The 21,987-nt window shown below is 27.5% G+C and carries 20 protein-coding genes; 10 read left to right on the top strand and 10 right to left on the bottom strand.

Annotation, left to right across the window (positions count from 1 at the left end):
* The first annotated feature begins 53 nt into the window (after positions 1-53).
* Together BUB83_RS12845 and BUB83_RS12840 are read left to right on the top strand one after the other, a co-directional pair.
* Positions 54-626, top strand: coding sequence for a GNAT family N-acetyltransferase (locus tag BUB83_RS12845; RefSeq protein ID WP_159434088.1), 573 nt, complete (start codon positions 54-56; stop codon positions 624-626).
* A gap of 102 nt (positions 627-728) precedes the next feature.
* The gene (locus BUB83_RS12840; RefSeq protein ID WP_073338869.1) at positions 729-2,393 is read left to right on the top strand and encodes an S-adenosylmethionine decarboxylase; all 1,665 of its coding nucleotides are present in this window, start codon (positions 729-731) and stop codon (positions 2,391-2,393) included.
* Between the two features lie 49 nt (positions 2,394-2,442).
* Here the strand turns inward: BUB83_RS12840 and BUB83_RS22745 are convergent, their stop codons facing one another.
* Genes BUB83_RS22745 through ppnP form a run of 3 tightly spaced genes read right to left on the bottom strand, consistent with a single transcriptional unit; the run spans position 2,443 to position 4,589 of the window.
* Positions 2,443-2,790, bottom strand: coding sequence for a methylenetetrahydrofolate reductase (locus BUB83_RS22745; protein ID WP_278336936.1), 348 nt, complete (start codon positions 2,788-2,790; stop codon positions 2,443-2,445).
* Positions 2,753-4,222 (bottom strand): bifunctional homocysteine S-methyltransferase/methylenetetrahydrofolate reductase, encoded by a 1,470-nt coding sequence (locus BUB83_RS12835; RefSeq protein WP_278336935.1) that lies wholly within the window; start codon positions 4,220-4,222, stop codon positions 2,753-2,755. Before BUB83_RS12835 ends, BUB83_RS22745 begins: the two co-directional genes overlap by 38 nt.
* A gap of 49 nt (positions 4,223-4,271) precedes the next feature.
* Positions 4,272-4,589: a pyrimidine/purine nucleoside phosphorylase gene (ppnP, locus tag BUB83_RS12830; protein ID WP_073338868.1), complete on the bottom strand. Its 318-nt coding sequence runs from the start codon at positions 4,587-4,589 to the stop codon at positions 4,272-4,274.
* Between the two features lie 299 nt (positions 4,590-4,888).
* Here ppnP and BUB83_RS12825 point away from each other — a divergent pair, with 299 nt between their 5' ends.
* Complete coding sequence (locus BUB83_RS12825) at positions 4,889-7,660, top strand: bifunctional diguanylate cyclase/phosphodiesterase (RefSeq protein ID WP_073338867.1); 2,772 nt, start codon at positions 4,889-4,891, stop codon at positions 7,658-7,660.
* Between the two features lie 103 nt (positions 7,661-7,763).
* Here BUB83_RS12825 and BUB83_RS12820 read toward each other — a convergent pair whose 3' ends face one another.
* On the bottom strand, positions 7,764-8,405 hold the full coding sequence (locus BUB83_RS12820) for a helix-turn-helix transcriptional regulator (protein WP_073338866.1): 642 nt from the start codon (positions 8,403-8,405) through the stop codon (positions 7,764-7,766).
* A 173-nt stretch (positions 8,406-8,578) separates the two neighbouring features.
* Positions 8,579-9,454 (bottom strand): LysR family transcriptional regulator, encoded by an 876-nt coding sequence (locus tag BUB83_RS12815; RefSeq protein ID WP_073338865.1) that lies wholly within the window; start codon positions 9,452-9,454, stop codon positions 8,579-8,581.
* Between the two features lie 227 nt (positions 9,455-9,681).
* On the opposite strand from BUB83_RS12815, the gene BUB83_RS12810 reads away from it, so the two are divergent.
* Entirely contained in the window at positions 9,682-10,503 is an 822-nt protein-coding gene (locus BUB83_RS12810; protein WP_073338864.1) for a nitroreductase family protein, read from the top strand.
* Between the two features lie 107 nt (positions 10,504-10,610).
* Here the strand turns inward: BUB83_RS12810 and BUB83_RS12805 are convergent, their stop codons facing one another.
* The 3 genes from BUB83_RS12805 to BUB83_RS12795 form a co-directional block, all read right to left on the bottom strand.
* Positions 10,611-12,311 (bottom strand): FAD-dependent oxidoreductase, encoded by a 1,701-nt coding sequence (locus tag BUB83_RS12805; protein WP_073338863.1) that lies wholly within the window; start codon positions 12,309-12,311, stop codon positions 10,611-10,613.
* Between the two features lie 21 nt (positions 12,312-12,332).
* Positions 12,333-12,653 carry a rhodanese-like domain-containing protein gene (locus tag BUB83_RS12800; protein WP_073338862.1) on the bottom strand — a complete coding sequence of 107 codons (321 nt, stop codon included), beginning with the start codon at positions 12,651-12,653 and terminating at the stop codon, positions 12,333-12,335.
* A 135-nt stretch (positions 12,654-12,788) separates the two neighbouring features.
* Entirely contained in the window at positions 12,789-13,466 is a 678-nt protein-coding gene (locus tag BUB83_RS12795; protein ID WP_073338861.1) for a Crp/Fnr family transcriptional regulator, read from the bottom strand.
* 211 nt (positions 13,467-13,677) lie between these two features.
* Between BUB83_RS12795 and BUB83_RS12790 the strand changes: the two genes are divergently transcribed.
* Together BUB83_RS12790 and BUB83_RS12785 are read left to right on the top strand one after the other, a co-directional pair.
* A complete protein-coding gene (locus tag BUB83_RS12790; RefSeq protein WP_073338860.1) occupies positions 13,678-14,856 on the top strand; it encodes a GGDEF domain-containing protein in 1,179 nt (392 codons plus the stop codon).
* A gap of 72 nt (positions 14,857-14,928) precedes the next feature.
* Positions 14,929-16,089, top strand: coding sequence for an MFS transporter (locus tag BUB83_RS12785; protein WP_073338859.1), 1,161 nt, complete (start codon positions 14,929-14,931; stop codon positions 16,087-16,089).
* A gap of 66 nt (positions 16,090-16,155) precedes the next feature.
* Here the strand turns inward: BUB83_RS12785 and BUB83_RS12780 are convergent, their stop codons facing one another.
* Positions 16,156-17,256, bottom strand: coding sequence for a sugar kinase (locus BUB83_RS12780; protein ID WP_073338858.1), 1,101 nt, complete (start codon positions 17,254-17,256; stop codon positions 16,156-16,158).
* Between the two features lie 376 nt (positions 17,257-17,632).
* On the opposite strand from BUB83_RS12780, the gene BUB83_RS12775 reads away from it, so the two are divergent.
* A complete protein-coding gene (locus tag BUB83_RS12775) occupies positions 17,633-19,066 on the top strand; it encodes a L,D-transpeptidase family protein (protein ID WP_143160542.1) in 1,434 nt (477 codons plus the stop codon).
* A 63-nt stretch (positions 19,067-19,129) separates the two neighbouring features.
* Here BUB83_RS12775 and BUB83_RS12770 read toward each other — a convergent pair whose 3' ends face one another.
* Complete coding sequence (locus BUB83_RS12770; protein ID WP_084133555.1) at positions 19,130-20,002, bottom strand: DegV family protein; 873 nt, start codon at positions 20,000-20,002, stop codon at positions 19,130-19,132.
* Positions 20,003-20,410: 408 nt separating this feature from the next.
* Between BUB83_RS12770 and BUB83_RS12765 the strand changes: the two genes are divergently transcribed.
* The 3 genes from BUB83_RS12765 (at position 20,411) to BUB83_RS12755 (ending at position 21,883) form a co-directional block, all read left to right on the top strand.
* Entirely contained in the window at positions 20,411-20,623 is a 213-nt protein-coding gene (locus BUB83_RS12765) for a DUF3006 domain-containing protein (protein WP_073338857.1), read from the top strand.
* Between the two features lie 346 nt (positions 20,624-20,969).
* Positions 20,970-21,359, top strand: a complete 390-nt coding sequence (gene tagD / locus BUB83_RS12760; RefSeq protein ID WP_073338856.1) for a glycerol-3-phosphate cytidylyltransferase — start codon at positions 20,970-20,972, stop codon at positions 21,357-21,359.
* Positions 21,360-21,487: 128 nt separating this feature from the next.
* Entirely contained in the window at positions 21,488-21,883 is a 396-nt protein-coding gene (locus BUB83_RS12755) for a hypothetical protein (RefSeq protein WP_073338855.1), read from the top strand.
* The last annotated feature ends 104 nt before the right edge of the window (positions 21,884-21,987 follow it).

The following is a 21,987-nucleotide window of genomic DNA, read 5'->3' as shown; positions in this document are numbered from 1 at the left end:
ATAATAAAAAATATCTTAAGAGTTGTGGGGAGCTTATAAGAACAACATGGAAATTGGAAGAAGAATTTGAAAACCCGAAGAAAGTAAATTTAATATATGAATATTATTTATTGTGCTGCGCAAATTATTCAGAATATTTGGAGATTCTTGTAGATGAACAGGATAATGTAAAGGGATTGATTTTTGGTAGTATAGAGGATAAAAATATTAAACGTTTGGTGAGCTACAAATTGAAGGGATTCACTAAGGAAATTTGGGCTTTTTATAATTTAATACTAGGAAATTTTGGAGAATTAAAAGAAGCGTTGACCTTTAAAAGAAATATTGATGCTATGGATAAATTGGGGGAATCTTATGCTGAAGAATTTGATAGCGAAATAACTTTATTTATGGTAAGTCCTGAATTAAGAGGGATGGGCTATGGAAAAAGATTGATGGATAGATATATTAAATTTTGCAAGCAGAATAAACTTTATAAAATATTTCTTTGGACAGAACTGGGATGCACATTTACTTTTTATGAAAAGTATGGTTTTAAACTTTATAAAAAATTCTATCATGAGAATTTAACAAAAGGAAATAAAAAACAACCTAATGGACTTATATACACTTATACAATAAATTAATTGATTTTAAGTCTTCATTTAAGAGGGATTAGCATAATATTATTACGGAGGGCTTTTAATAAGTATGATTTACTTTAGCTATATAAAAAGGAGAAATGACTAGTGGGATTTAAGTACTTCAAGAAATATATATTAATAAAATTTTATGATTGTAATAGATATATATTAAACGATTATAAAGTTGTGAAAAAAGTTATTAAAGAAGTTTCGGAAAAAATAGATAATAAAACTGAAAAAAAAGTTTTTCCTATGGTTAATCCCTGTGGATTGAGTGCACTTATAACTACAAAAGAATCACGTTTGATTATTAATACATGGGTAAAGTATGGATATGCAGAGGTTGGGTTGTTTACATCATTAAATAAGTTTATTATAGAGGATATTTGTAAGTATGTAAGTAAGGAAATGAAGGCAAGTAGATATGAGGTATTAGATGATATTCCAATGATACCTACTAGAACGGAAAAAAACTTGAATTATTTAAACAAAACTCGTTTAGAAGGGGCAGTTCAGTCATATCAAGGAACTCCTACAATTTCTATTTTGGGTAGTGCTGGTGGGGTTGCTAAATCTGTTCTGTCTATATTAAATAAAGCGGTAAAAGATAAAAATGATCCTATTTATAGTTTTGTTTGTAATTCTCAATTTCATTTGATTGATTCTAAACAAAAAAGCATAGAGTATTTTTATCAATGGTTTCCTAACCTTAAAGATAAAATTACTTTACATGAATTGGATTTAAAGGATACTGATAAATTTAAAACATTTTTAAGTAATACAAAGACTACTCATGTAATTGATATTTCTTATGCGGATACCCTTGAAATGTTAAGATGTTGTGATGAATTAAAAGTTATTTATATCAATACTGCTTTTGAGAATACAAGTGTAGATGAAAATATTTATTTGGAAGGTTTTACTTTACAAGAAAGATACGCTATTTATGAAAGATATAAACATGATTTTACAAATACTACAGCTATTATTTGTTCTGGAATGAATCCAGGAGTTGTGCAATGGATGGCTATGGATTTGATGAAGAAATTCCCTGGCGAAACCCCAAAAGCTTGTTATATTGTTGAAGATGATAATTCTTTTTACGAAGATGAATCCTTGGCAGATAAAGATACTATTTATACAACCTGGTCAACAATATGTTTCTTAGATGAAGCTATATATAGTTATCCAGCTTTTATGAAACAGCATATGTGCTTATTTTTGTATAAAGCAGTATATGATTTGCAGTTTAAGGTAACTTTGGGTGATAAAAAGTTTTTAGGATGTCTTATGCCTCATGAAGAAGTGCTGACCTTAGCAGCTTTATATGATATGGAAATGGGCTTTATATACAAGGTAAATGACCATACAACTGAACTAATTAAGAAAAATATAAATAATCTTGACGCTTTATGGGATAGTCCTATGAAAGTACTTGATCCAGCGGAAGCACCTTTGAAAGGTAAAGATTTAGTTGGGGTACTTCTTGTTTATGAAGATAAAGAAAGATATATGTATAATGCATTAAGTAATAAAGAAATTTTTTCTAAGTATGGGACCAATGCTACTTATTTTCAAGTGGCTTGCGGAATTTATGGGGCTTTAGCTACTATGCTTTTAGATGATATTCCTAAAGGCATTTATTATGTAGATGAATTACTTCTTAGAACAAGTAGTAATTATGGTAAGTATCTAAGTTATTATATGAAAGAATTTGTGGTGGGTGAAAATAATAAATCTGAGGGTAGTTTACTAGATAGAATAAATTAATGAAAAAAACTACAAGTATATTTTGAAAACTTGTAGTTTTTTCGTTTTATTATCTAATTTTATTTAAAATCTTCATAACCATCTCAACTCTATTAAAAGGGGTGATAAAATAAAGCCCATCAACATGAGGTTTCATTTTATTAGCTACTTCTACAGCTAAATTTATGCCAACTTCTTCAGCTTGTTCTCTTGTCATATCTTTATGAAATCTATCTACATAAATTTTTGGTATAGAGATACCTGGAACTTCATTATTTAAAAAGTGAGCATTTTTATAAGTAACTATAGGCATTATCCCACCAAGTATGGTTACATTATATTGTTTTTTTAGTTTTACTAGGTATTCAATTACTTCCTCATCATAAATAGGCTGTGTAAGAAAGAAAGTAGCCCCCATTTCTATTTTTTTTTAGCATTCTAGAGACTTCTGCATCTTTGTTAACCACATTTAGATTTAAAGCTCCACTTACAGTAATATTATCTTCTTCAAAAACACTTTTGTTCATATCAGAAATAAGGTTCATTAATTTAATGGAATTCAAATTAAAAACACTTTTTGTGGAGTGTTTATCAACATCTGCAACAGGGTCCCCAGTAACAGCCAATACATTCCTTATATTTTCAATATGAGTAGCAAGTAAACCAGAACGAAGGCCATTTATATTCTTATCTCTACAGCAGATATGAGGCATAGTATCTATTCCTATTTCTCTTTTTATTTTTGAGGAAATCATAATTGAATCCACTCTTGAAATAGCTCGAGGAGAATCGGCTATAGTAACCAAATCCACATTATTTTTTTTACAAACTTTTGCTCCTAACATAATCTTTTCTATGGAAGTGTCATAAGGAGGATCAAGTTCTACTGCAATAACAAATTCTTTGTTTTCTAATTTTTTTAAGAAAGCATTATTTTTTTTAGTAATAGATGAAGTTTTTATTAAATCATCTTCAAATGAATCTAAATCAGCAACAATATTTTTATTTAAGGATTCCGTTAATTTTTTTATATGAGAGGGCGTTGTACCACAACAACCTCCTATAATTTTAGCTCCTAGCTTTTTTACATCAAACATTACTTCAGAAAAATATTCAGGATTGTTAACATAAACTGTTCTTTCATTAACTAGTTCAGGGTATCCTGCATTAGGTAAAACTGAAACAATATCGCTGAATATATCTAATTTTTTTAAATGTTTATATAAATGAGCGGGGCCAGAGCCACAATTAAATCCATAAGCATCAATATATGTTATTGATTTTACTTCTTCTACAAAAGATTTTATGCTAATGCCTTTTCTTGAAAGTCCATTTAATCTAATAGCAAATTGAGTTAATATAAAAACATTAGGATTTTTTTCTTTTATATATTTTGAAATTTCTTTTAGATATTCTAAGCTACTAAAAGTTTCAAATACAAAAATTTCTGTTCCTAAATTTAGAAAAGTATCCACTATAAATTTATATTCATCTAGAATATGTAAGTCAGAAATATCAACTTCATTTTTAGGTATAGGTCCAATACTAGCACCTATAAAAGCTGTGCTATTTTTAGTGGCAGATTTAGCGATTTTATAACCTTGTTCAATAACTTCTTTTACTTTTTCTCTTGATACTTCTAAAGAAATAGAGTTAGCGGAAAAAGTGTTGCTTCTAATTAATTTTGCACCGGCTTTTAAATAATCTTGGTGTATTTTTTCTATTATTGCTGGATTGGTAATATTAGCAAGTTCACATAAAGTAAGATAATCTTTAGTGGTTTCAGCATAATATGTACCCATAGCTCCATCAGTAACTAGAATATTTTTTTTTAAATATTCTTTAATCATAAGTTATCTCCTTTCAAAAATAAATTGATTAAATTTATTTTGAAATCATTTATTCTTTTATATAAGAGCAACAATAGTCAGTAGTTTCTTTAACTATCAATTTGAAACTAGAATTTGCACTTACTTCAAATTGACTACCACCAATGAAATTAACCCATTCATCACTACCAGGCAATTGTACATCTAAATTTCCAGCAGTGATTTCCATTATTTCTTTAAGTTCTGTTCCAAATTCATACTCTCCAGGTAACATTATTCCTAAAGTTTTCTTTTCCCCACTATCAAATAAAACAACTCTGCTTGTAACTTTTCCATCAAAATAAATGTTAGCTTTCTTTATAATTGACACATTTTCAAAAATCCCCATTTTATTTCCTCCTAGTTTGTGATTAATATTATAATTATACATATTTTTGAGGGAATATTCAATTTAATTATTTCATTGATTTAAAAGGTTATTTAAATTTTAAAGTCAGTAAATATATGTAATGACTGAAAAGAAGATATTTATTATAAAAATGCTTTAAAAAATCAATTCACCAGTATGTTGATAGTATATTGAATAGTATATTAAACAATGTTAAAATTTAAATGATTAATATGGTATAATTACCTATACAAAAGTTTTATTTTTATAAAAAAATCAAATTTTATCGGAGAAAATTAATGAAAAGAATTTATTGGAATGACATAAAGAAGGTATTAAAGAGTTATTTAATAGTCATTGTTCCTATACTCGCTGTTGGTATATCAATTTACAGTTATATTTTCAATACTGAGATAGAAAAAACAAAAGAGATTATTACAGAAGAACAAAAGCAGAAAGCAAAAGTTATTAATTATATTATTGAAGATAATTTTCAGGAGGCTTATGAAAACCTATTAGTTATAAAGAATTCAAATGAAATAAGTGATTATTTGAATATTAAAGATGAGGAGACTCTTTCACAAACAGAGCAAATGTTTTTAAGAATATCAAAAAGTAAAAAAAGATTTGATCAAATAAGATTTATTGACACTGAAGGCAAAGAGGTTATTAGAGTTAATAGTGACAATGATAATTCTTACATAGTCACAAAGGATCAATTGCAATACAAAGGAGATAGAGAGTATTATAAAACAACAAGTGAATTAAGTGAAGGAAAAATTTATGTTTCAGATTTGGATTTAAATATAGAGAATGAAGAAGTGGAAATTCCTTATAAACCAGAAATTAGAATTGCAACTCCAATGTATTCTGATGATAATAATTTCCAAGGAATATTAATTGTTAACTATTTAGTGCAAGATTTATTAAATTTGTTTGATGATGAATTTAATAAATCAGAATACAATATTACTAATTCTTTTTTAATAAATAATGAAGGTTATTATCTTTTTAATAAAGATGAAAGTAAAAATTTTGGCTTTATGTTTGAAGAAATGAAAAATGTTAATATAAGTATGGAAAATCCAAATTTATGGGCTGAGATAAAATTAAAAGACACTGGACTTTATGAAAACAACGAAGAAGTTGATTATTATATGAAGGTATGGCCTTTAAAGGGGCTTGATGATAAAATTGAATCTGATTATAATTGGGTAATTGTTACTAAATATAATCCAAATGACTTGCCGATTATGAAAGATAGTATTATTTTTGGAATGAAATATGAAGATATTTTAGTTTTAATTGGTATTAGTATATTGATGTTTATAATAATAGTAGCAAAGTACTATTCCAAAAAAGATAAGGCTTTGCTGAATCTTACAGAAAGAATAGCCGAACATACCAGTGATGCAGTAATTGTAACAGATAGTTATACAAATATAATATATGTTAATAAATCATTTGAAGAAGCTACCGGATATATGAAAGAAGAAGTTTTGGGATTAAAAACCAGCTATTTTAAATCTAATAAACAATCCAAAGAATTTTATCATGATATGTGGAAAAACTTAAATACTAAAGGACATTGGCAAGGAGAGTTATGGGATAAAAAAAAGGGGGGGAGTTTGTACCCTAAAAAACTTAGTATATTTGAAGTGAAGAATGAGTATAATAAAAAAATAGTTAATTATATGGGTATATTCACAGATTTAACTAAAACAAAGAAAAAAGAAGAATACGTAGTAAAACTGCAAAATTATAATTTTGAAACAAATTTACCTAATGAGAATCTATTAGAAATATTAATAGATAATAATATTAAAGTTAAGAAAGATAATTTGTTTATTATATATTTTTATATTGAAAATTATAATAGCATTGTGTTAAAGAAAAAGGAAGATGGGCAAGCTGTTGTGAATAATTTAATTCAAAGGATTAAAGGCACACTTCATGAAGAAGATTTTATTGCTCAAATAAGTAAAAATAATTTTGTTGTTGGAGTATCTTCTTTGGATAGCAAAAATAAATTTGAGGATTTTATTCAAAAGTTTTTTGAAGTAAATAAAGAATCAATTTATGTAAATGAAGAGGAAGTTTTTTATGACATTAAAGCGGGGATTTCAATTTATCCTAAAGATGGAACTAATTCTGGGGAACTTATAAGTAATGCTTACCTAGCAATGGAAAAGGTAATAGGCTTAAAAGAAAAAAAATACTTGTTCTATGAAGATGATTTTAAAAATGCTATAAAAAAAGAAATAGAAATGGATTTATTGTTAAGAAAAGCTATTGTAAATAATGAGTTAGATGTTTATTATCAACCACAGATTAAAATAGAAGAAGAGGACATTGTAGGGGCAGAGGCTTTGATAAGATGGAATAATTCTGAATTGGGAAATGTTTCACCAGTTGTTTTTATACCTCTTGCTGAGAAAACCGGACAAATTATTGAAATAGGGTATTGGTTAATAGAAAAAATATTTAAGGATTATTCTTTCATAAAAGAAGAGTTAAGCAACGATTTTAGAATTTCTATAAATGTTTCTCCATTACAATTTAATGATAAAAATCTTTTGGAAAAGTTTAAAGAGCTTGGTGAAAAGTACAATGTGAATTTTAATAATTTTGAAATTGAAATAACAGAAAGTGTTTTGATGACGGATATTAATATTGTGAATGAGTATTTGAAGAAATTCAAAGAGTTAGGGATGACTGTGGCTATAGATGATTTTGGAACTGGTTTTTCATCCTTAAGTTATTTAAAAAATTTAAATGTTGATAAATTAAAGATAGATAGAAGTTTTATAAAAGATTATCCTGAAAAAGATAGTGGAGAAATTGCGCAGGTAATAACTAATATGGCAAATAAATTAAAACTAAAGGTTATTACAGAAGGAGCAGAAACTAAAGATCAAATAAAGTATCTTGAATCTATAGGCTGTGATTTGATTCAAGGATATTATTATAGTCGTCCTCTTGAAAAAGAAGATTTTTATAAATATCTTAGAAATTCTTATTCTACAAAGGAAAGAGATTCCACTGTAGGAATTAAGAATAAAAAAAGCTGAAAAAGGTTCAATAAAAAATAAGCTCATAAAAAAACAAAATGCTTTTGCCATGCAAAAGCATTTTGTTTTTTTGATAAAGATAAGCAGAAATTTATATAAAATATTAAAGTTTATTCTTTATTTCTACATAATTATAAATAGAGTATTTTGAAATACCAAAAAAAGTTGCTATTTTTTCCCCAGATTTAGTAATTAAAAAAGCACCAGCTTCATTAAGAAATTGTATAGCTTCTATTTTTTCCTCTTTACTCATCAAGGGGACAGGTTTTCCAACTTTTTTTACAGATTCATCTAATAAATCGTCAAGTAATTGATTTACATTTTGAGGAATTTTACTGGCTTCTTGAAGATCATCTTTATGGCTTATTAAAGAGTCTATACAATTACTTGCAATGGTAAGTTCGGTAATATCATAATTGATGCTAAATATCCCTACCACTTTATTCTCATCGTCTCTTATATATATAGTACTTGACTTTAAGACTTTACCATCTTGAGTCTTTGTAATATAATTCAATTTATCTTCCACATCAGTTGAGGAATGTTTCAAAGTATCTAAAACAATACGTGAGGGACCATCGTGGCTTGTTCTGTGAGTAACATGTCCGTTCTCAATAAATAATATTGGATAATCGTTATATCCGGAAGATAAATCATGAATAACCACTTCACAGTTTCGTCCAAATTGTGAAGTGAGTCCTTTTGCCATTCTTTTCATAAAATCTAAATTACTTAGTTTATTCATAAAAACCTCTCATTAAATAATAATATAGTGAATATTTTTGTTGAAATGTTATAGAAACACCTGTATGAGGCGTTAATAATATAAAATAACTTTGTTTATGAATTTAGTATAACAATATTTATTTTTAAAATCAATTGATTAAAATATTAAAAATCATAAAATAAATGAAGAGTTTAAATTAGGGAGAGCACATAATCTTTAAACTTAGTTGTATTTAAGGATAATGATGAATTTTTAAGCCATCCCATATAAATTGTTTTATAACCAATATCCTCTTTTATATTAACTATAGAAAGAGTGTTTGTATTAATGAGTGGAGTGTTAGGAACTATTGTTATACCAACACCTGCTGCAACCAATCCCCCTAGCATACTTGCCTCACTGGGTTGAATTGAAACTTTAGGAGTATAATCAATAAATTCAGAATAAGAAAGCATTTTATCTTTATTTTCATCACAATAAACAATAAAAGATTCATTTTTTAAATCTTTCAAAGAAACTTCCGTTTCTTTTGCAAGAAAATGATTTTTGGCAACGATTAAAACATATTTTTCTTTTTTTACTGGAATTGACTCAATTTCAGTGTTTGTAAGAAGGTTATCATTTTTTTCGTAAAAACCTAGAGAAATTTTACCTTCTTTTAAATCTTTTATTATCTTTGAAGTGGGTTGATGATTAAATTGAAACTTGGTATCAGGAGAAATACTTAAAAAGCCACTTATTATAAAGGGCATAAAATAAGTTCCAATACAATGAGTTGAAGCAATTGAAATATTACCTTCCTCTGAATTCACCATAAACTTTAATTCTTCTATTCCTTTCTCAATTTGCAATAAAGCTAAGTCGGTATGTATTAAAAAGGATTTTCCATAAGAAGTAAGAGTAACATTACGTTTATTTCTTTGGAATAAAGGAACTTTTAATTCATCCTCTAATTTAGAAATGGCTTTACTTAAAGCTGGCTGACTTACTGAAATTAAAGTTGCAGCCGTGGTAAAATTTTCAGTTTCGGCTATTTTTTTAAAATATTCTAATTGTTGTAAGTTCATATATTCAGGGCTCCTTAATTTTTAGCTTAAGTTTGAAGAAAAACTTAGTTAGACATAACTAAAAGTTATTACTATGTGAATTTTAATAATTGGACAGAATGATTTAATCCATGTATAATCATATTTGTTGATAAAAAAACTAAATTTATGCATGAGCTTATTATAAGTTTTATTTATGCATATGTCAAAGAGATAATAATAATTTAAGGAATAAGGAGAGTAAATTTATGATGAAAGTTAATAGTGAGAAGTGTATAGGATGCGGACAATGTGTTAAAGATTGTTTTGCAAGAGATATAGAAATAACAGAGGGCAAAGCTAATATTAGAAATGTAACTTGTTTTAAATGTGGTCATTGTATTGCAGTATGTCCTACAAATGCTATATCAACAGATGAATACAATATGGACGATGTAGTGGAGTACAATAAAGAGCAATTCCAAGTTGATTCTGATAATTTATTGAATTTTATCAAATTTAGAAGAACTATAAGACAATTTAAAGATAAAGATGTAGAAATAGAAAAAATTTCTAAAATTATAGAGGCAGGAAGATTTACTCAAACTGGAAGTAATATGCAAGATGTATCATATGTAGTGGTAAAAGAGCAAATGAAAGAAGTAAAAGAATTGACTTTTGAAAGTTTGAAAAATATTGGTGAACACATGTTGGCTAATTTAACACCAGAAACTATGATGTATAAGGGTTACGCTGAAATGTGGGTAAGAATGTATAGTGCTTATAAAGAAGATTCTACTAAAAATGATAACTTATTCTTTAATGCACCAGCATTAATAGTTGTTACAGCTAAGTCAGAAGTAAATGGAGCATTAGCTTCATCAAATATGGAACTTATGACTAATGCTTTGGGACTTGGAACTTTCTTTAGTGGATTTTTTGTAAGAGCTGCAAAAGGAAATAAAGCTATTGAAGAGTTACTTGGACTTAAAGAAGGAAATGAAATAGTAACTTGTATGGTAATTGGTTATCCTGATGTTAAATATAAAAGAACAACTCCAAGAAAAGAAGCAGATATATCTTGGAAATAAGATTTATTAATTAAAGAGTCTTAAATATACACAAAAAAAGAGTAGGGGATAGTAACTAGATTTGGTTTAGAAAAATCTAGCTACTATCCTCATTTTTTCATATGTTTTTAGTTGAAATTATATTCTGTAACTATGCTATTTCTTCCAGTAAATTTATCATTATAATATTCATAGAAAGATAAGCCTAAAAAGCTGCCAGTTATATTATAAATTTGGTCAAATCCTTCATTTTGCAATGCTAAGGTAGCATTATAGCTTCTTTGGCCAGTTCTACAGTGTAAATATACTGTTTGATCTTTTGGTATTTCATTTATTCTATCTCTTAATTCACTTAAAGGAATATTTTTAGAACCTTTAATATGGCCTCTAGCATATTCACCTTTTTCTCTAACATCGATTATATAAGCATTATTTTCTACTAATTCTCTTACTTTATCAACGGTAACTTGTTTAAAATCTCCTGATAATAAATTTGAAGCTACATATCCAGCATAATTAACTACATCTTTTGCAGTACTAAATGGGGGAGCGTAACATAGTTCTAAATCTTTTAAATCTTCTACAGTACCACCAAATTTTATAGCAGTAGCAATTGTATCAACTCTTTTTGTTACATCACCTTTTCCAATAGCTTGAGCCCCTAAAATCTTACCAGTTGGAACCTCAAATAATAATTTGAAATGCATAGGTGCAGAGTCTGGCATAATACCAACTTTGTCGCTGACTATAATATTTACAACCTCATAATTTATTTTCAAATTTAAGAATTTTATGAGAGATTCATTTAATCCTGTGGATGCTCCATTGTAATCAAATACCTTTATAGCAGAGGAACCGATATATCCTTTATTTAAGGTAGCTTTATTATTAATATGGTCTGCAACTGATCTTGCCTGCTTTTGTGCTGGTCCAGCTAAAGATAGTTTTGTCATAGAATGAGATAATGAATTATATACTTCAATAGCATCGCCTACAGCATATATGTTTTTGTCATTTGTCATATAGTTTTTATCTGTTTTTATTGCACCAGTTATTCCTAGTTCTAAACCAGCCTCTTTAGCTAAATCAACCTCAGGAGCCACTCCTATCGCCATAATAACAGCTTTAGCATTGATTTTTTTGCCAGAAGTTAAAACAACAGAGTTTTCTTCAAAAGATTCAACTTTGTCTCCAACCACTAATTTAATTCCACGGTCATATATTTCCTTATGGAGTATTTGAACCATATCATAATCAAAAGGTCTTAAAATTTGATCCATAGCTTCTATAAGAGACACATTATAGCCGGCTTCTCTTAGATTTTCAGCAGCTTCAACCCCTATGTAGCCTCCACCTATTACAGCTACATCTTTTGCTTCAAGGGAATCTACAAACCTCTTTAATTTATCTATATCAACAACATTTCTAATGGTAAAAACATTTACTTTTTCAATTCCTGGTATGTTAGGAACTATAGGTTTAGCCCCTGGTGATAAAATAAGTTTATCATAATTTTCAGAATATATTTCTTCAGTAAGTAGATTTTTAACCTTAACTGTTTTGTTTTTTCTATCAATTTGTAGAACTTCATTATTAACTCTTGCATCTATTCTATATTGCTTAAGAAATTTTTCAGTACTCATAAGCACAAGTTTTTCAGCTTTATCAATAACTCCACTTAAGTGATAAGGTAATGAACAGTTAGAAAAAGAAACATCAGGTCCTTTTTCAAACATAATAATTTCATCTTCTTCACTATTTCTTCTCAATCTTGCTGCAGCAGATGCTCCACCAGCGACTCCGCCTACAATTAAAACTTTTCTCTTCATAATATTGACCTCCAATTTATATTAGTTTCTTTTTGTTCCTACATATGAGCCCATTCCACCAGATACATTTACAACATTATAGCCCTCTTTTATAAGACTACTGCAAGTTCTAGAACTTCTTGCACCAGAATGGCACATGATATAATATTCTTTGTCCTTAGATAAATATTTCTCAGGATTATTTAAAATTGTGCCCATAGGAATATTTTTAGCAGTTTTTAAAGTTCCACTATTATATTCATAAGGTTCTCTAATATCAATTAAATCTATTTTTCCAAGTAATGTATCTATATCATTTACGTTAATAACCTTTTTACTATTGTTTTTTAAAAAATTAAGCATATATTATTACCTCCTAAATTACCAAGTTTAAATTTTGGGTGATAGTTAATTTATTAACTAAATATAGTATATAACAATAATTTTAAATTTTATGTGATTAAATCACATAAATAATAGAAATGGAGAAGACTTTTGTTATTTTAATAGTTCATGAAGATCTTTTATAATCATTATTTTTCCCCTAGTTAAAGAAATGTATCCTAATTTTTCTAAGTATTTAAGTTTTCTACTTACGCTTTCTCTTGTAGAGTCAATCTCTAATGCAATGTCACTATGTTTTAAATAAATCAACTTAGAATCTTTGCTGATTAATAGTTTTAAAAGTCTTGTTTCCAAATCTTCATGCATTATTTTTTCTTTATTTTCTACAATTAAACAAAATTTGTTATGAATATCTTGGTACATATGTTGTAAAAAATCATTTTCCTTTAGCAAGATTTTTTCTACCAATTCAAAATTAAGAATTGCTATATGGGAATCAACTAAAGCTTTTCCTAAAATATCTAAAGGTTGGTAATTTAATAAACAACTTAAAGCCTCATGGCACAAATCACCAGATTCTATATTATACAAATTAGTTTCTTCACCATTTAAATTGATTTTTTGTATATTAACTATTCCTTTTATTACAAATATGAAACCGGGGCAAGTATTTGTAGTGAATGGTAAATATTCTTCGGCACTAACTTTTCTAAAAGTAATATTATCTTTAATGATACCATTATTTTTATCATCTATTTTTTTTAATACTGGGTAAACTTTATACAAAAGTTGCAGGGTATCATTATCTTGTTCGTTTCTAAAATTTGTCATTTATTAATCTCCTTTATGTTATCAAACGTTCAATGGTTTTATAACTTCGGTTTTGTGGTTATCTATATTATAAAAGCTTATGGCTGATTTTAACAGTAATTTTTAAAGATAAGTCTTCTTGTATGGATACTTTAAAAAAAGAGTTATACATGGTAATATAGTAGTATATTAGAAAATACGACATAATGTTTAAATAAACGGAGGTATTTTGGTGAAAAAAAATAAAATTTCAATTTTAAATAGAAAAGATAAATGTTTAGAAAAAATGAAAGAAATATATGATATAAAAGACCTTCTTTTTATAGAAAATAAACTAGTAGCCCTTTTTATGGCTATTGTTTGTTTTGTAATTGCTTTTGCTAGTTTTATTTTATCGATATATTCCACAAATTTAAATGCTAGCTCAGTGGTACATCAAATAACCATGATTATTTTTGGAATGTTTTTTCTCATGGTCAATAAAACAAAATGGAATTTAAAATTGAAAATACATGTAGTTAATTTATTAAGTGGAATTTTGTTTTTATCAATAACCATTAATTATTATGAAGTTTTAGGAATATCCATATGGACATTACTTTTTTTGTTATTGCTTATTTCAATTATCAGAATTGATGGAAGTATGGTTTTTTACGTAGTAATTTCAGGAATGCTAGCAGATGTTTATTTATATATCTTTTTCAGTGAGCGTTCTTTGCAAATTGTTCCAAGATATTATGTTGTTCATTTTTGGGTACATTTGCTTATTGGTATCTTCACCCTTGGAATTAATTATATATTCAGAAATAATTTTATAAATAATATGGAACAATATCGAAAAGAAAAAGAACAAAATGAAGAAATAAAAAAATATATTAAAAAGATTAAAGCAAATGAACTTAGGCTTCAAGAATTAGCTTATTATGATGTGCTTACTCAATTGCCAAATAGAAAGATGTTCTTGGAAGAGATAGAAACTACTTATGATTTGTGTAAAAAAGATAATTTAAAGTATTCAGTTGTATTTATCGATTTAGATGATTTCAAAAAAGTTAATGACACCATGGGACATTATATAGGGGATTTGTTTTTATATGAAGTATCCAATAGATTATCAGAAAAGGTTCTTCCAGGAGATTTGCTAGGAAGGATAGGTGGGGATGAGTTCGCTTTAATCATTAAACAGGGCATTGAAAAAGATAGATTGCTAAAGTATGTAGGTAATTTCAAAGAATGTTTTAATCTTCCTTTTGACCTCAAAGGCTATTCTATTGCAGGAAGTGCAAGTTTTGGAGTAGCCATATACCCAGAAGATGCTATAAACACAGTTGATTTAATTAGCGCAGCAGATATGGCTATGTATAAAGCAAAAAAACAATTAGGAAAAAACGCAATATGTTTTTACAAATAGGGACCACAAATAGTATATGATTTTGTATTAAGCACATAATAATAACAATGACAAATTAAAGGAGATCATTTAGTGTGCAGAAAAGCAAAAATATTAATTATTATAAGTGGACTTTTTACTTTTGCCATGGGACTTTCAAATATCTTTATAAATGTGTTTTTTTGGAACAAAACAAATGATTTTAAAGTTATAGTTGTCTATAACCTTATGCATTACATATTTACACCAATAACTTTTGTTTTAGCAGCTTATATTGCTAAAAAGAAAAATGGGATTTGGCCTTTAAGGATTGGATTGTTTATTTATGCAATATTTTATTTGTTGATATTATCAATGGGGGAAAAAGGAATAGGTTATATTTATTTTCTTGGGATTGTATATGGCCTAGCATGTGGATTTTATTGGCTAGCCTTTAATACCTTAAGTTTTGAGCTCACCAGTTTAAATAATAGAGATACTTTTAATGGGTATAACGGCTGTTGCGCTGGAATTGCTGCGGCTATAGCGCCAATAACATCTGCTTTTATAATTACATCCTTTAACGGTTATAAAGGCTATAAGATTGTATTTCTATTAACGCTTTCTATGTTTGTACTTCTTTTTTTTATGAGTTCTATACTTAAGTGTGATTATAATAATAGCAAATTAAATATAAAAGAAGCTTTGCACCCCAATTTTAAACAATGGGAATTTTTAAAAAAGTCTATATTTTTTTGGGGATTTAGAGATGTTATTATTATTTTTATAATAAATATCTTGGTTATTGAAACAGTAAAAAGTGAACTTTTTTTAGGAAAGTTAACTTTGATGGCTTCTGTAATAACATCATCATCTTATATATTAGTTCAAAAAATAATCAAACCGCCTTTAAGAAAAAAAGCAATTCTATTAGGTACACTTGGATCTTTTTTTGCAGTATTAGGACTTACAATAAATGTGTCAAAGTTTATGTTGATGATTTATGTTGTGATGGATGCATTTTTTCTACCCTTTTTTATAATTCAACAAAATTCCTCTACCTTTAACTTAATAGATAAATCCCACAATAGTGAATTGAGAATGGAATACATTATAAATAAGGATATATATTTGAATTTAGGAAGAATAATAAGCTCAACCATATTATTAATTGTTTTGATGATATTTAAAGATTTTGAAATTTTAAAAGCATATTTATTTTTTATTGCTTTGAGCCCCATAGTCGCAGGATATTATCTTAGAAAAATTATATAGGGATACCATATAATTAAAAAAAAAAGCTTTCATAAATTTGAAAGCTTCTTTTAAATATTAAATATATTATCTTTGTACTCTTGCGCTTCCGCCAGACATAAGATTTTTTACTTCTTTAATGCTTGCCATTGAAGTGTCTCCAGCAGTTGTCATTGCAATGGCACCATGTGCAGCACCGTAATTAACAGCAGTTAAAGCATCATCACCGTTCATAAGACCATAAATAAGTCCTGATGCAAAACTATCTCCGCCACCAACTCTGTCCATGATTTCAAGACTATCATAATCGTTAGCTTTGTAAACTTCTCCATCAGCCCAACAAATAGCGCTCCAATCATTAACTGTAGCAGTTTTAACTCCTCTTAATGTAGTAGCAACAACTTTAAAGTTAGGATATGCTTCTACAACATTATTGATCATTTTTTTATATCCATCAAGATTAAGTTCTTTAAGGTCACCATCGTTACCTTCAACTTCAAAACCTAAGCAAGCAGTGAAATCTTCTTCGTTACCAATCATAACGTCTATATATTTAGCAATTTCTTTATTTACAGCTTGTGCTCTTGGCTTTCCACCAATATAGCTCCATAAAGATGGTCTGTAATTAAGGTCATAAGAAACCATTGTTCCATATTGTTTTGCTTTTTTTACTGCTTCAATAACAACATCTGGTGTTGTATCAGAAAGTGCTGCGAAAATACCACCAGTGTGTAGCCATCTAACACCTAAAGTACCAAATATGTAATCCCAATCAATATCTCCAACTTTTAATTGAGAAGCTGCAGTGTTACCTCTATCGGAAACTCCTAAAGCTCCACGAACACCAAATCCTCTTTCAGTAAAATTAATACCGTTACGTACGCCTCTACCAATTCCATCATAAGGAACCCATTTAATAAGAGAAGTATCAACTCCACCTTGCATTATAAAGTCTTCAACCAAGTAACCAACTTCGTTTTCAGCTAAAGCTGTAACAACTGCTACATCTTTACGGAAACATTTTTTTAAACCACGAGAAACGTTGTACTCGCCGCCGCCTTCCCATGCGTTGAATGATCTTGAATTTTTAATTCTACCTTCGCCTGGATCAAGTCTTAGCATAACCTCACCCAAAGAAATACAATCATACTTACAATTATCTTTTGATTTTACATTTAAAACTGACATAACATCAAGCTCCTTTTATGGTAATATTTAAATTTTTATAATCTTTCTTATGATTAAGAGTCTATAAGAAAGAAATTAATATTCCAATTAGTTTCATAATGTGGAATATGGTTTCAAAACCTTTTTTCAATATAATTTTATACTAATCCATCATATTTGTCAATAATGTGATTTGTTTGTTTTTATATCTTTATAGATATTTATAGGGTATAGATATAAATAAAATTTATCTATTTAATAAAAAAGCTATGGAAAAATTACTAAAAATATAGTATGATTTTATAGGTATGTATTAATGTGTAAATGATGATTATGTAATAAGAAACAGATTAAAGTTTGAAAATAAAGTTTAAAAATGTTGAAAGGATAATAAAACATGGAAAATTTAGAAAGTGAATTAAAAGGAAACAAAAAAATAAACTCAATATCAAGTTTGATAAAAAGACATAAAAAAATTACAATAGCACTTATAGTTTGTTTTAGTATTATAATTTTTATATACGTTGGCATGTCAATTTATTTTATGAATCATTTTTATTTTGGTTCTACCATAAATTGTGTAAGTGTTTCTGGAAAGAGTGTTGAAGAAGTAGAATCAATAATGGCAAATGAACTTGAAAAGTATAATATAACTTTAAATGAACGAAATGGTAAAAGTGAACAAATTGTAATTTCGGACATTGGCTTGAGTTATGTATCGGGGAAAGAGTTTAAAGACTCAAAGGATACTCAGCAGCCATTCAAATGGATAGTGGCAGTTTTAAGCAAAAAAGAAAATGCTATAGTGGAAGAAATTAAATTTGATGAAAAATTATTAAAAGAAAGGGTAGATAAGCTTACTTGCTTTGATACTAATAATATTGTTGAACCCGTAAGTGCAAGTATTAAATATGAAAAGGGTAGTTACCAGATTGTTCCTGAAGTGCTTGGAACTAAGGTGGACAAGGATATCTTATATAAAAATTTACTTAATGCACTAGAAAAAAGTGAAAATTCAATTGATTTAGAGAAATTAGAGTGTTATGTGAAACCTGAATTCACTTCAACTTCTGAAAAAATCATTGAAGCAAAAGAATTACTTAATAAATACGTATCATCAAAGGTTACTTATACATTTGGAAAAGAAAAAGAGATTTTAGATTCTTCATTGATTAATGAATGGATTGAAATTGATGAAAATCTTGATTTTAAAATTAATGAAAATAAAGTTAAAGATTATGTGGAGACTCTTGCAAAAGATTATAATACAGTTGGAAAGAAAAGAGATTTTGTAGCATCCACTGGAGAAAAAATAAAAGTTGGTGGAGGAGATTATGGGTGGATTATAAATAAAGCAAAAGAAACACAAGCTTTAATTGAAGATATTAAGGAAGGTAAAACTGTTGAGAAAAAACCTTCTTTTACTCAAACGGCTATTTATGGGGGCGATAATGATATTGGGAATACTTATATAGAAATAAGTCTTACTAGTCAACATTTATGGCTTTATAAAAATGGGGCTTTGATTACAGACGGACCAGTTGTTACAGGTAATATAGCTGCTAATAATGGCACACCAGCTGGAGTTTATAAGTTAAAATATAAACAAAAGGATGCGGTGTTAAGAGGCGAAGATTATGAAACAAATGTTGAATTTTGGATGCCTTTTAATGGGAATATAGGGATTCATGATGCTACTTGGAGAAAATCCTTTGGTGAACAAATTTACATGACAAATGGGTCTCATGGTTGTGTGAATTCGCCACATGAATTAGCAGAAGCAGTATATCTTAATATTAAGGCAGGTATTCCTGTAATTTGTTATAATTAATAATTAAAATGGGTTAACTTCAATGTGTTATGAGTGAATAAAAAGACCAGAGTAGATAAATATCTACTCTGGTCTTTCTTTGCCTAAAAAGGCAAGTCCAATAATTCCGGCACCGGTATGAGAGGCGATAACAGGGCCTACATGATTGAGCAACACTTCTTTAAAATTATAATTTTCTTCAAGTAAATTTTTTAAAATTAGGGCATCCTCTAAGCAATCACCATGAATTATTCCAACTACATCTAAAGATTTATCATTCATGTTTTTATGGAAATATTCAGCTAAAGATTTAATTGCTTTTTTTCTGCCTCTAATATTTGCAATGTTGATTAATTCTCCAGATTTATTAATATCAAGCAAAGGTTTAATATTTAAAAGTGTGCCTACTTTAGCTTTTGTTGGAGAAATTCTTCCTCCACGCTGTAGATGAAATAAATCTTCAACAACAAAATAATGCCTAATATTAAATTTGTTATCTTCTATCCAGTCAATAATTTCTTCTTTTGAAACATCATTTTTTAACATTTCAAGTACTTTATAAACTAGTAATCCTTCACCAATACTAGCACTTCTAGTATCGATGATTGTGATATCAGCTTCTTTAATTTCTTCTAAAATATGTTGTCTTGCAATAACAGCACTATTATAGGTGCCACTTATTGCAGAGTCAAAAGCCAAGTAAATTATAGGTTCTTTTTTCAAAGCATGTTTTCTAAAGATTTCCTCAAAATTGAAAATATTCACTTGAGAGGTAGTAGGCATGGCCCCTTCTCTTAATCTTTTATAAAAGTGAGAATAAGAAAGAGTTTCCCCAAAATCATCTTCATAGTTTTTCTCGTCTAGATTGCAAATCAAACTTACAAAAATCAAATTATTATGTTCAACAAAGTCTCGCGGTAAATCGCTACTGGAATCTACTAAAATAATAGGTTTCATAATTAGCTCCTCGTAAAATAATATTTTAGTTATAATAACAAAAAAATATAGAATGTATTTAGAAACATTTCTACGTATAATATACCATAGATTAAAAAAAAAGAGCAAATGATTTTATTCTGTTTTTCACACAATTTCACATAATCTTTTATATTTACTTGATATTTGGATGTAATAATTACTTAATAAGGGATAAATACATATAGGTATACCTATAAAAAGTTACCTATGAAAAGAATAAGCTATTTAGAATTTAATTTTTTGTGCCTCAAGTATTGACATAAACCCGAAAAACAAATAAGTTATAATTGAAGACATAGGAAGGACCATCATTTGATATAAAAAGATTTATGAAAGAAAGTGGTGTAAGAAATTTTAAACTAAGTTTAGATTAAGAAGGGAGTCAATATGAAATTAATAATTGATAGATTTGAAGGAAAATTTGCCATTTGCGAAAAAGAAGACAAAACAATGATAGATATAGAAAAAGAAAAACTACCTGTTGAGATCAAAGAAGGAGATGTAATATATGAAAATAAAGGTAGATATATAATTGATTTAAAAGAAACGAAAAAAAGAAAAAGTGAAATTGAAAATATGATTAAGAACTTATGGGAATAAAGTATAAACAAAATGAAAAGGAAAAGAGTGACATAATAAACAATTAACATACATTGAAAAAAGATGTAAAGGATGATATTATAATCAATGGATTATTAGAATATATTTTAAAGAATTAAAAGATACTATTCAATAATTACAAAAGATGAAGAATATTATTTTAGTATACATTTTATGAAAGAACTAGAAAAATTAAAAAAGCAAATCTTTGATGATAATATTTCTAATAATAGCCATAGACTCACTAAATATACTATAGAAAATATTTTGAAATAAAAGGTTAATAAAGTTTATAATAAGTTAATAAAGTTTATAATAAATAAAAGGTTAATGGAAGGAAAACATAATGAAGAGAATAATTACTTATGGAACTTTTGATTTGCTACATTATGGGCATATCAATTTATTGAAAAGAGCAAAAAAACAAGGAGATTATTTGATAGTTGCTTTATCATCTGATGAATTCAATGAAATGAAAGGAAAAAAATGTTATTTTTCCTTTGAGGAAAGAAAAAAACTTCTTGAATCAATTCGTTATGTTGATTTAGTTATTGAGGAAACTAACTGGGAACAAAAAATACATGATGCAAAAGAATATCGTGTAGAAAAGCTTGTTATGGGAAATGATTGGGAAGGCAAGTTTGATTATATGAAAGAGTATTGTGAAGTTGTATATTTACCTAGAACCCCAGAAATATCAACAACAAAAATAAAAAATGAATTAAAATTAACTTAAAAACAATACCTAGGATTTTTTCATCCTGGGTATTGTTTTTAAAAATCTGTCTATAAAAAAGTTATGCAAAATATTATAATTGTGATAAAATAAGAACACAAAAAAAGATTAAGGCAGATGGTGAACAAATGATTAAAATTAAACTAGAGAAAAATAAAAGTGGGAAAATTATATTTAAATTAAAAATTCATGAGGATGATAAAGAAAATATTTTATTTAAAAGAGTATTAATAGAATCAAAGAAAATTAAAGGAAAAGGGGAGTTTGATTACGAAGTACCCCTAAGATTCTTTATTCCAATATGCAGCAACATAAATAAAACGGATTTGATACTATGTAAAAAGAGTTTGAAAAGTTATTTTGAGTTTTCAGATTTTTATGATGAAAACTATTATACAAGTACAGAAATTAATGCTAGGTACATGAAAAAGTGGAGAGATAAAGGTTGCCCTCATATCTATAAAATTACTATTGAGGAAAACAGTTGTGATATAAAAAAAGAAGTGGTTTTTAAGAAAATTTAAATTTTAATAAAAAAAGGAAGTATTAGATATACTTCCTTTTTGCTTGAAAAAAATTATATATATACATAAAGTATATATTATGGGAATTGCGAAAAAAACCACAA

Origin of the sequence: Clostridium grantii DSM 8605, from assembly GCF_900129965.1 — a bacterium.
GTDB classification, from domain to species: Bacteria; Bacillota; Clostridia; order Clostridiales; family Clostridiaceae; genus Clostridium_AF; species Clostridium_AF grantii.
This window is presented reverse-complemented; position numbering and strand designations above follow the sequence as displayed.

Bases quoted from the DNA above. Each gene is read 5' to 3' on its own strand.
- BUB83_RS22745 (WP_278336936.1), bottom strand. From the start codon at position 2,790: ATGGGGGCTACTTTCTTTCTTACACAGCCTATTTATGATGAGGAAGTA.
- BUB83_RS12835 (WP_278336935.1), bottom strand. From the start codon at position 4,222: ATGATTAAAGAATATTTAAAAAAAAATATTCTAGTTACTGATGGAGCT.
- ppnP (WP_073338868.1), bottom strand. From the start codon at position 4,589: ATGGGGATTTTTGAAAATGTGTCAATTATAAAGAAAGCTAACATTTAT.
- BUB83_RS12825 (WP_073338867.1), top strand. From the start codon at position 4,889: ATGAAAAGAATTTATTGGAATGACATAAAGAAGGTATTAAAGAGTTAT.
- BUB83_RS12820 (WP_073338866.1), bottom strand. From the start codon at position 8,405: ATGAATAAACTAAGTAATTTAGATTTTATGAAAAGAATGGCAAAAGGA.
- BUB83_RS12815 (WP_073338865.1), bottom strand. From the start codon at position 9,454: ATGAACTTACAACAATTAGAATATTTTAAAAAAATAGCCGAAACTGAA.
- BUB83_RS12810 (WP_073338864.1), top strand. From the start codon at position 9,682: ATGATGAAAGTTAATAGTGAGAAGTGTATAGGATGCGGACAATGTGTT.
- BUB83_RS12805 (WP_073338863.1), bottom strand. From the start codon at position 12,311: ATGAAGAGAAAAGTTTTAATTGTAGGCGGAGTCGCTGGTGGAGCATCT.
- BUB83_RS12800 (WP_073338862.1), bottom strand. From the start codon at position 12,653: ATGCTTAATTTTTTAAAAAACAATAGTAAAAAGGTTATTAACGTAAAT.
- BUB83_RS12795 (WP_073338861.1), bottom strand. From the start codon at position 13,466: ATGACAAATTTTAGAAACGAACAAGATAATGATACCCTGCAACTTTTG.
- BUB83_RS12780 (WP_073338858.1), bottom strand. From the start codon at position 17,256: ATGTCAGTTTTAAATGTAAAATCAAAAGATAATTGTAAGTATGATTGT.
- BUB83_RS12775 (WP_143160542.1), top strand. From the start codon at position 17,633: ATGGAAAATTTAGAAAGTGAATTAAAAGGAAACAAAAAAATAAACTCA.
- BUB83_RS12770 (WP_084133555.1), bottom strand. From the start codon at position 20,002: ATGAAACCTATTATTTTAGTAGATTCCAGTAGCGATTTACCGCGAGAC.
- BUB83_RS12765 (WP_073338857.1), top strand. From the start codon at position 20,411: ATGAAATTAATAATTGATAGATTTGAAGGAAAATTTGCCATTTGCGAA.
- tagD (WP_073338856.1), top strand. From the start codon at position 20,970: ATGAAGAGAATAATTACTTATGGAACTTTTGATTTGCTACATTATGGG.
- BUB83_RS12755 (WP_073338855.1), top strand. From the start codon at position 21,488: ATGATTAAAATTAAACTAGAGAAAAATAAAAGTGGGAAAATTATATTT.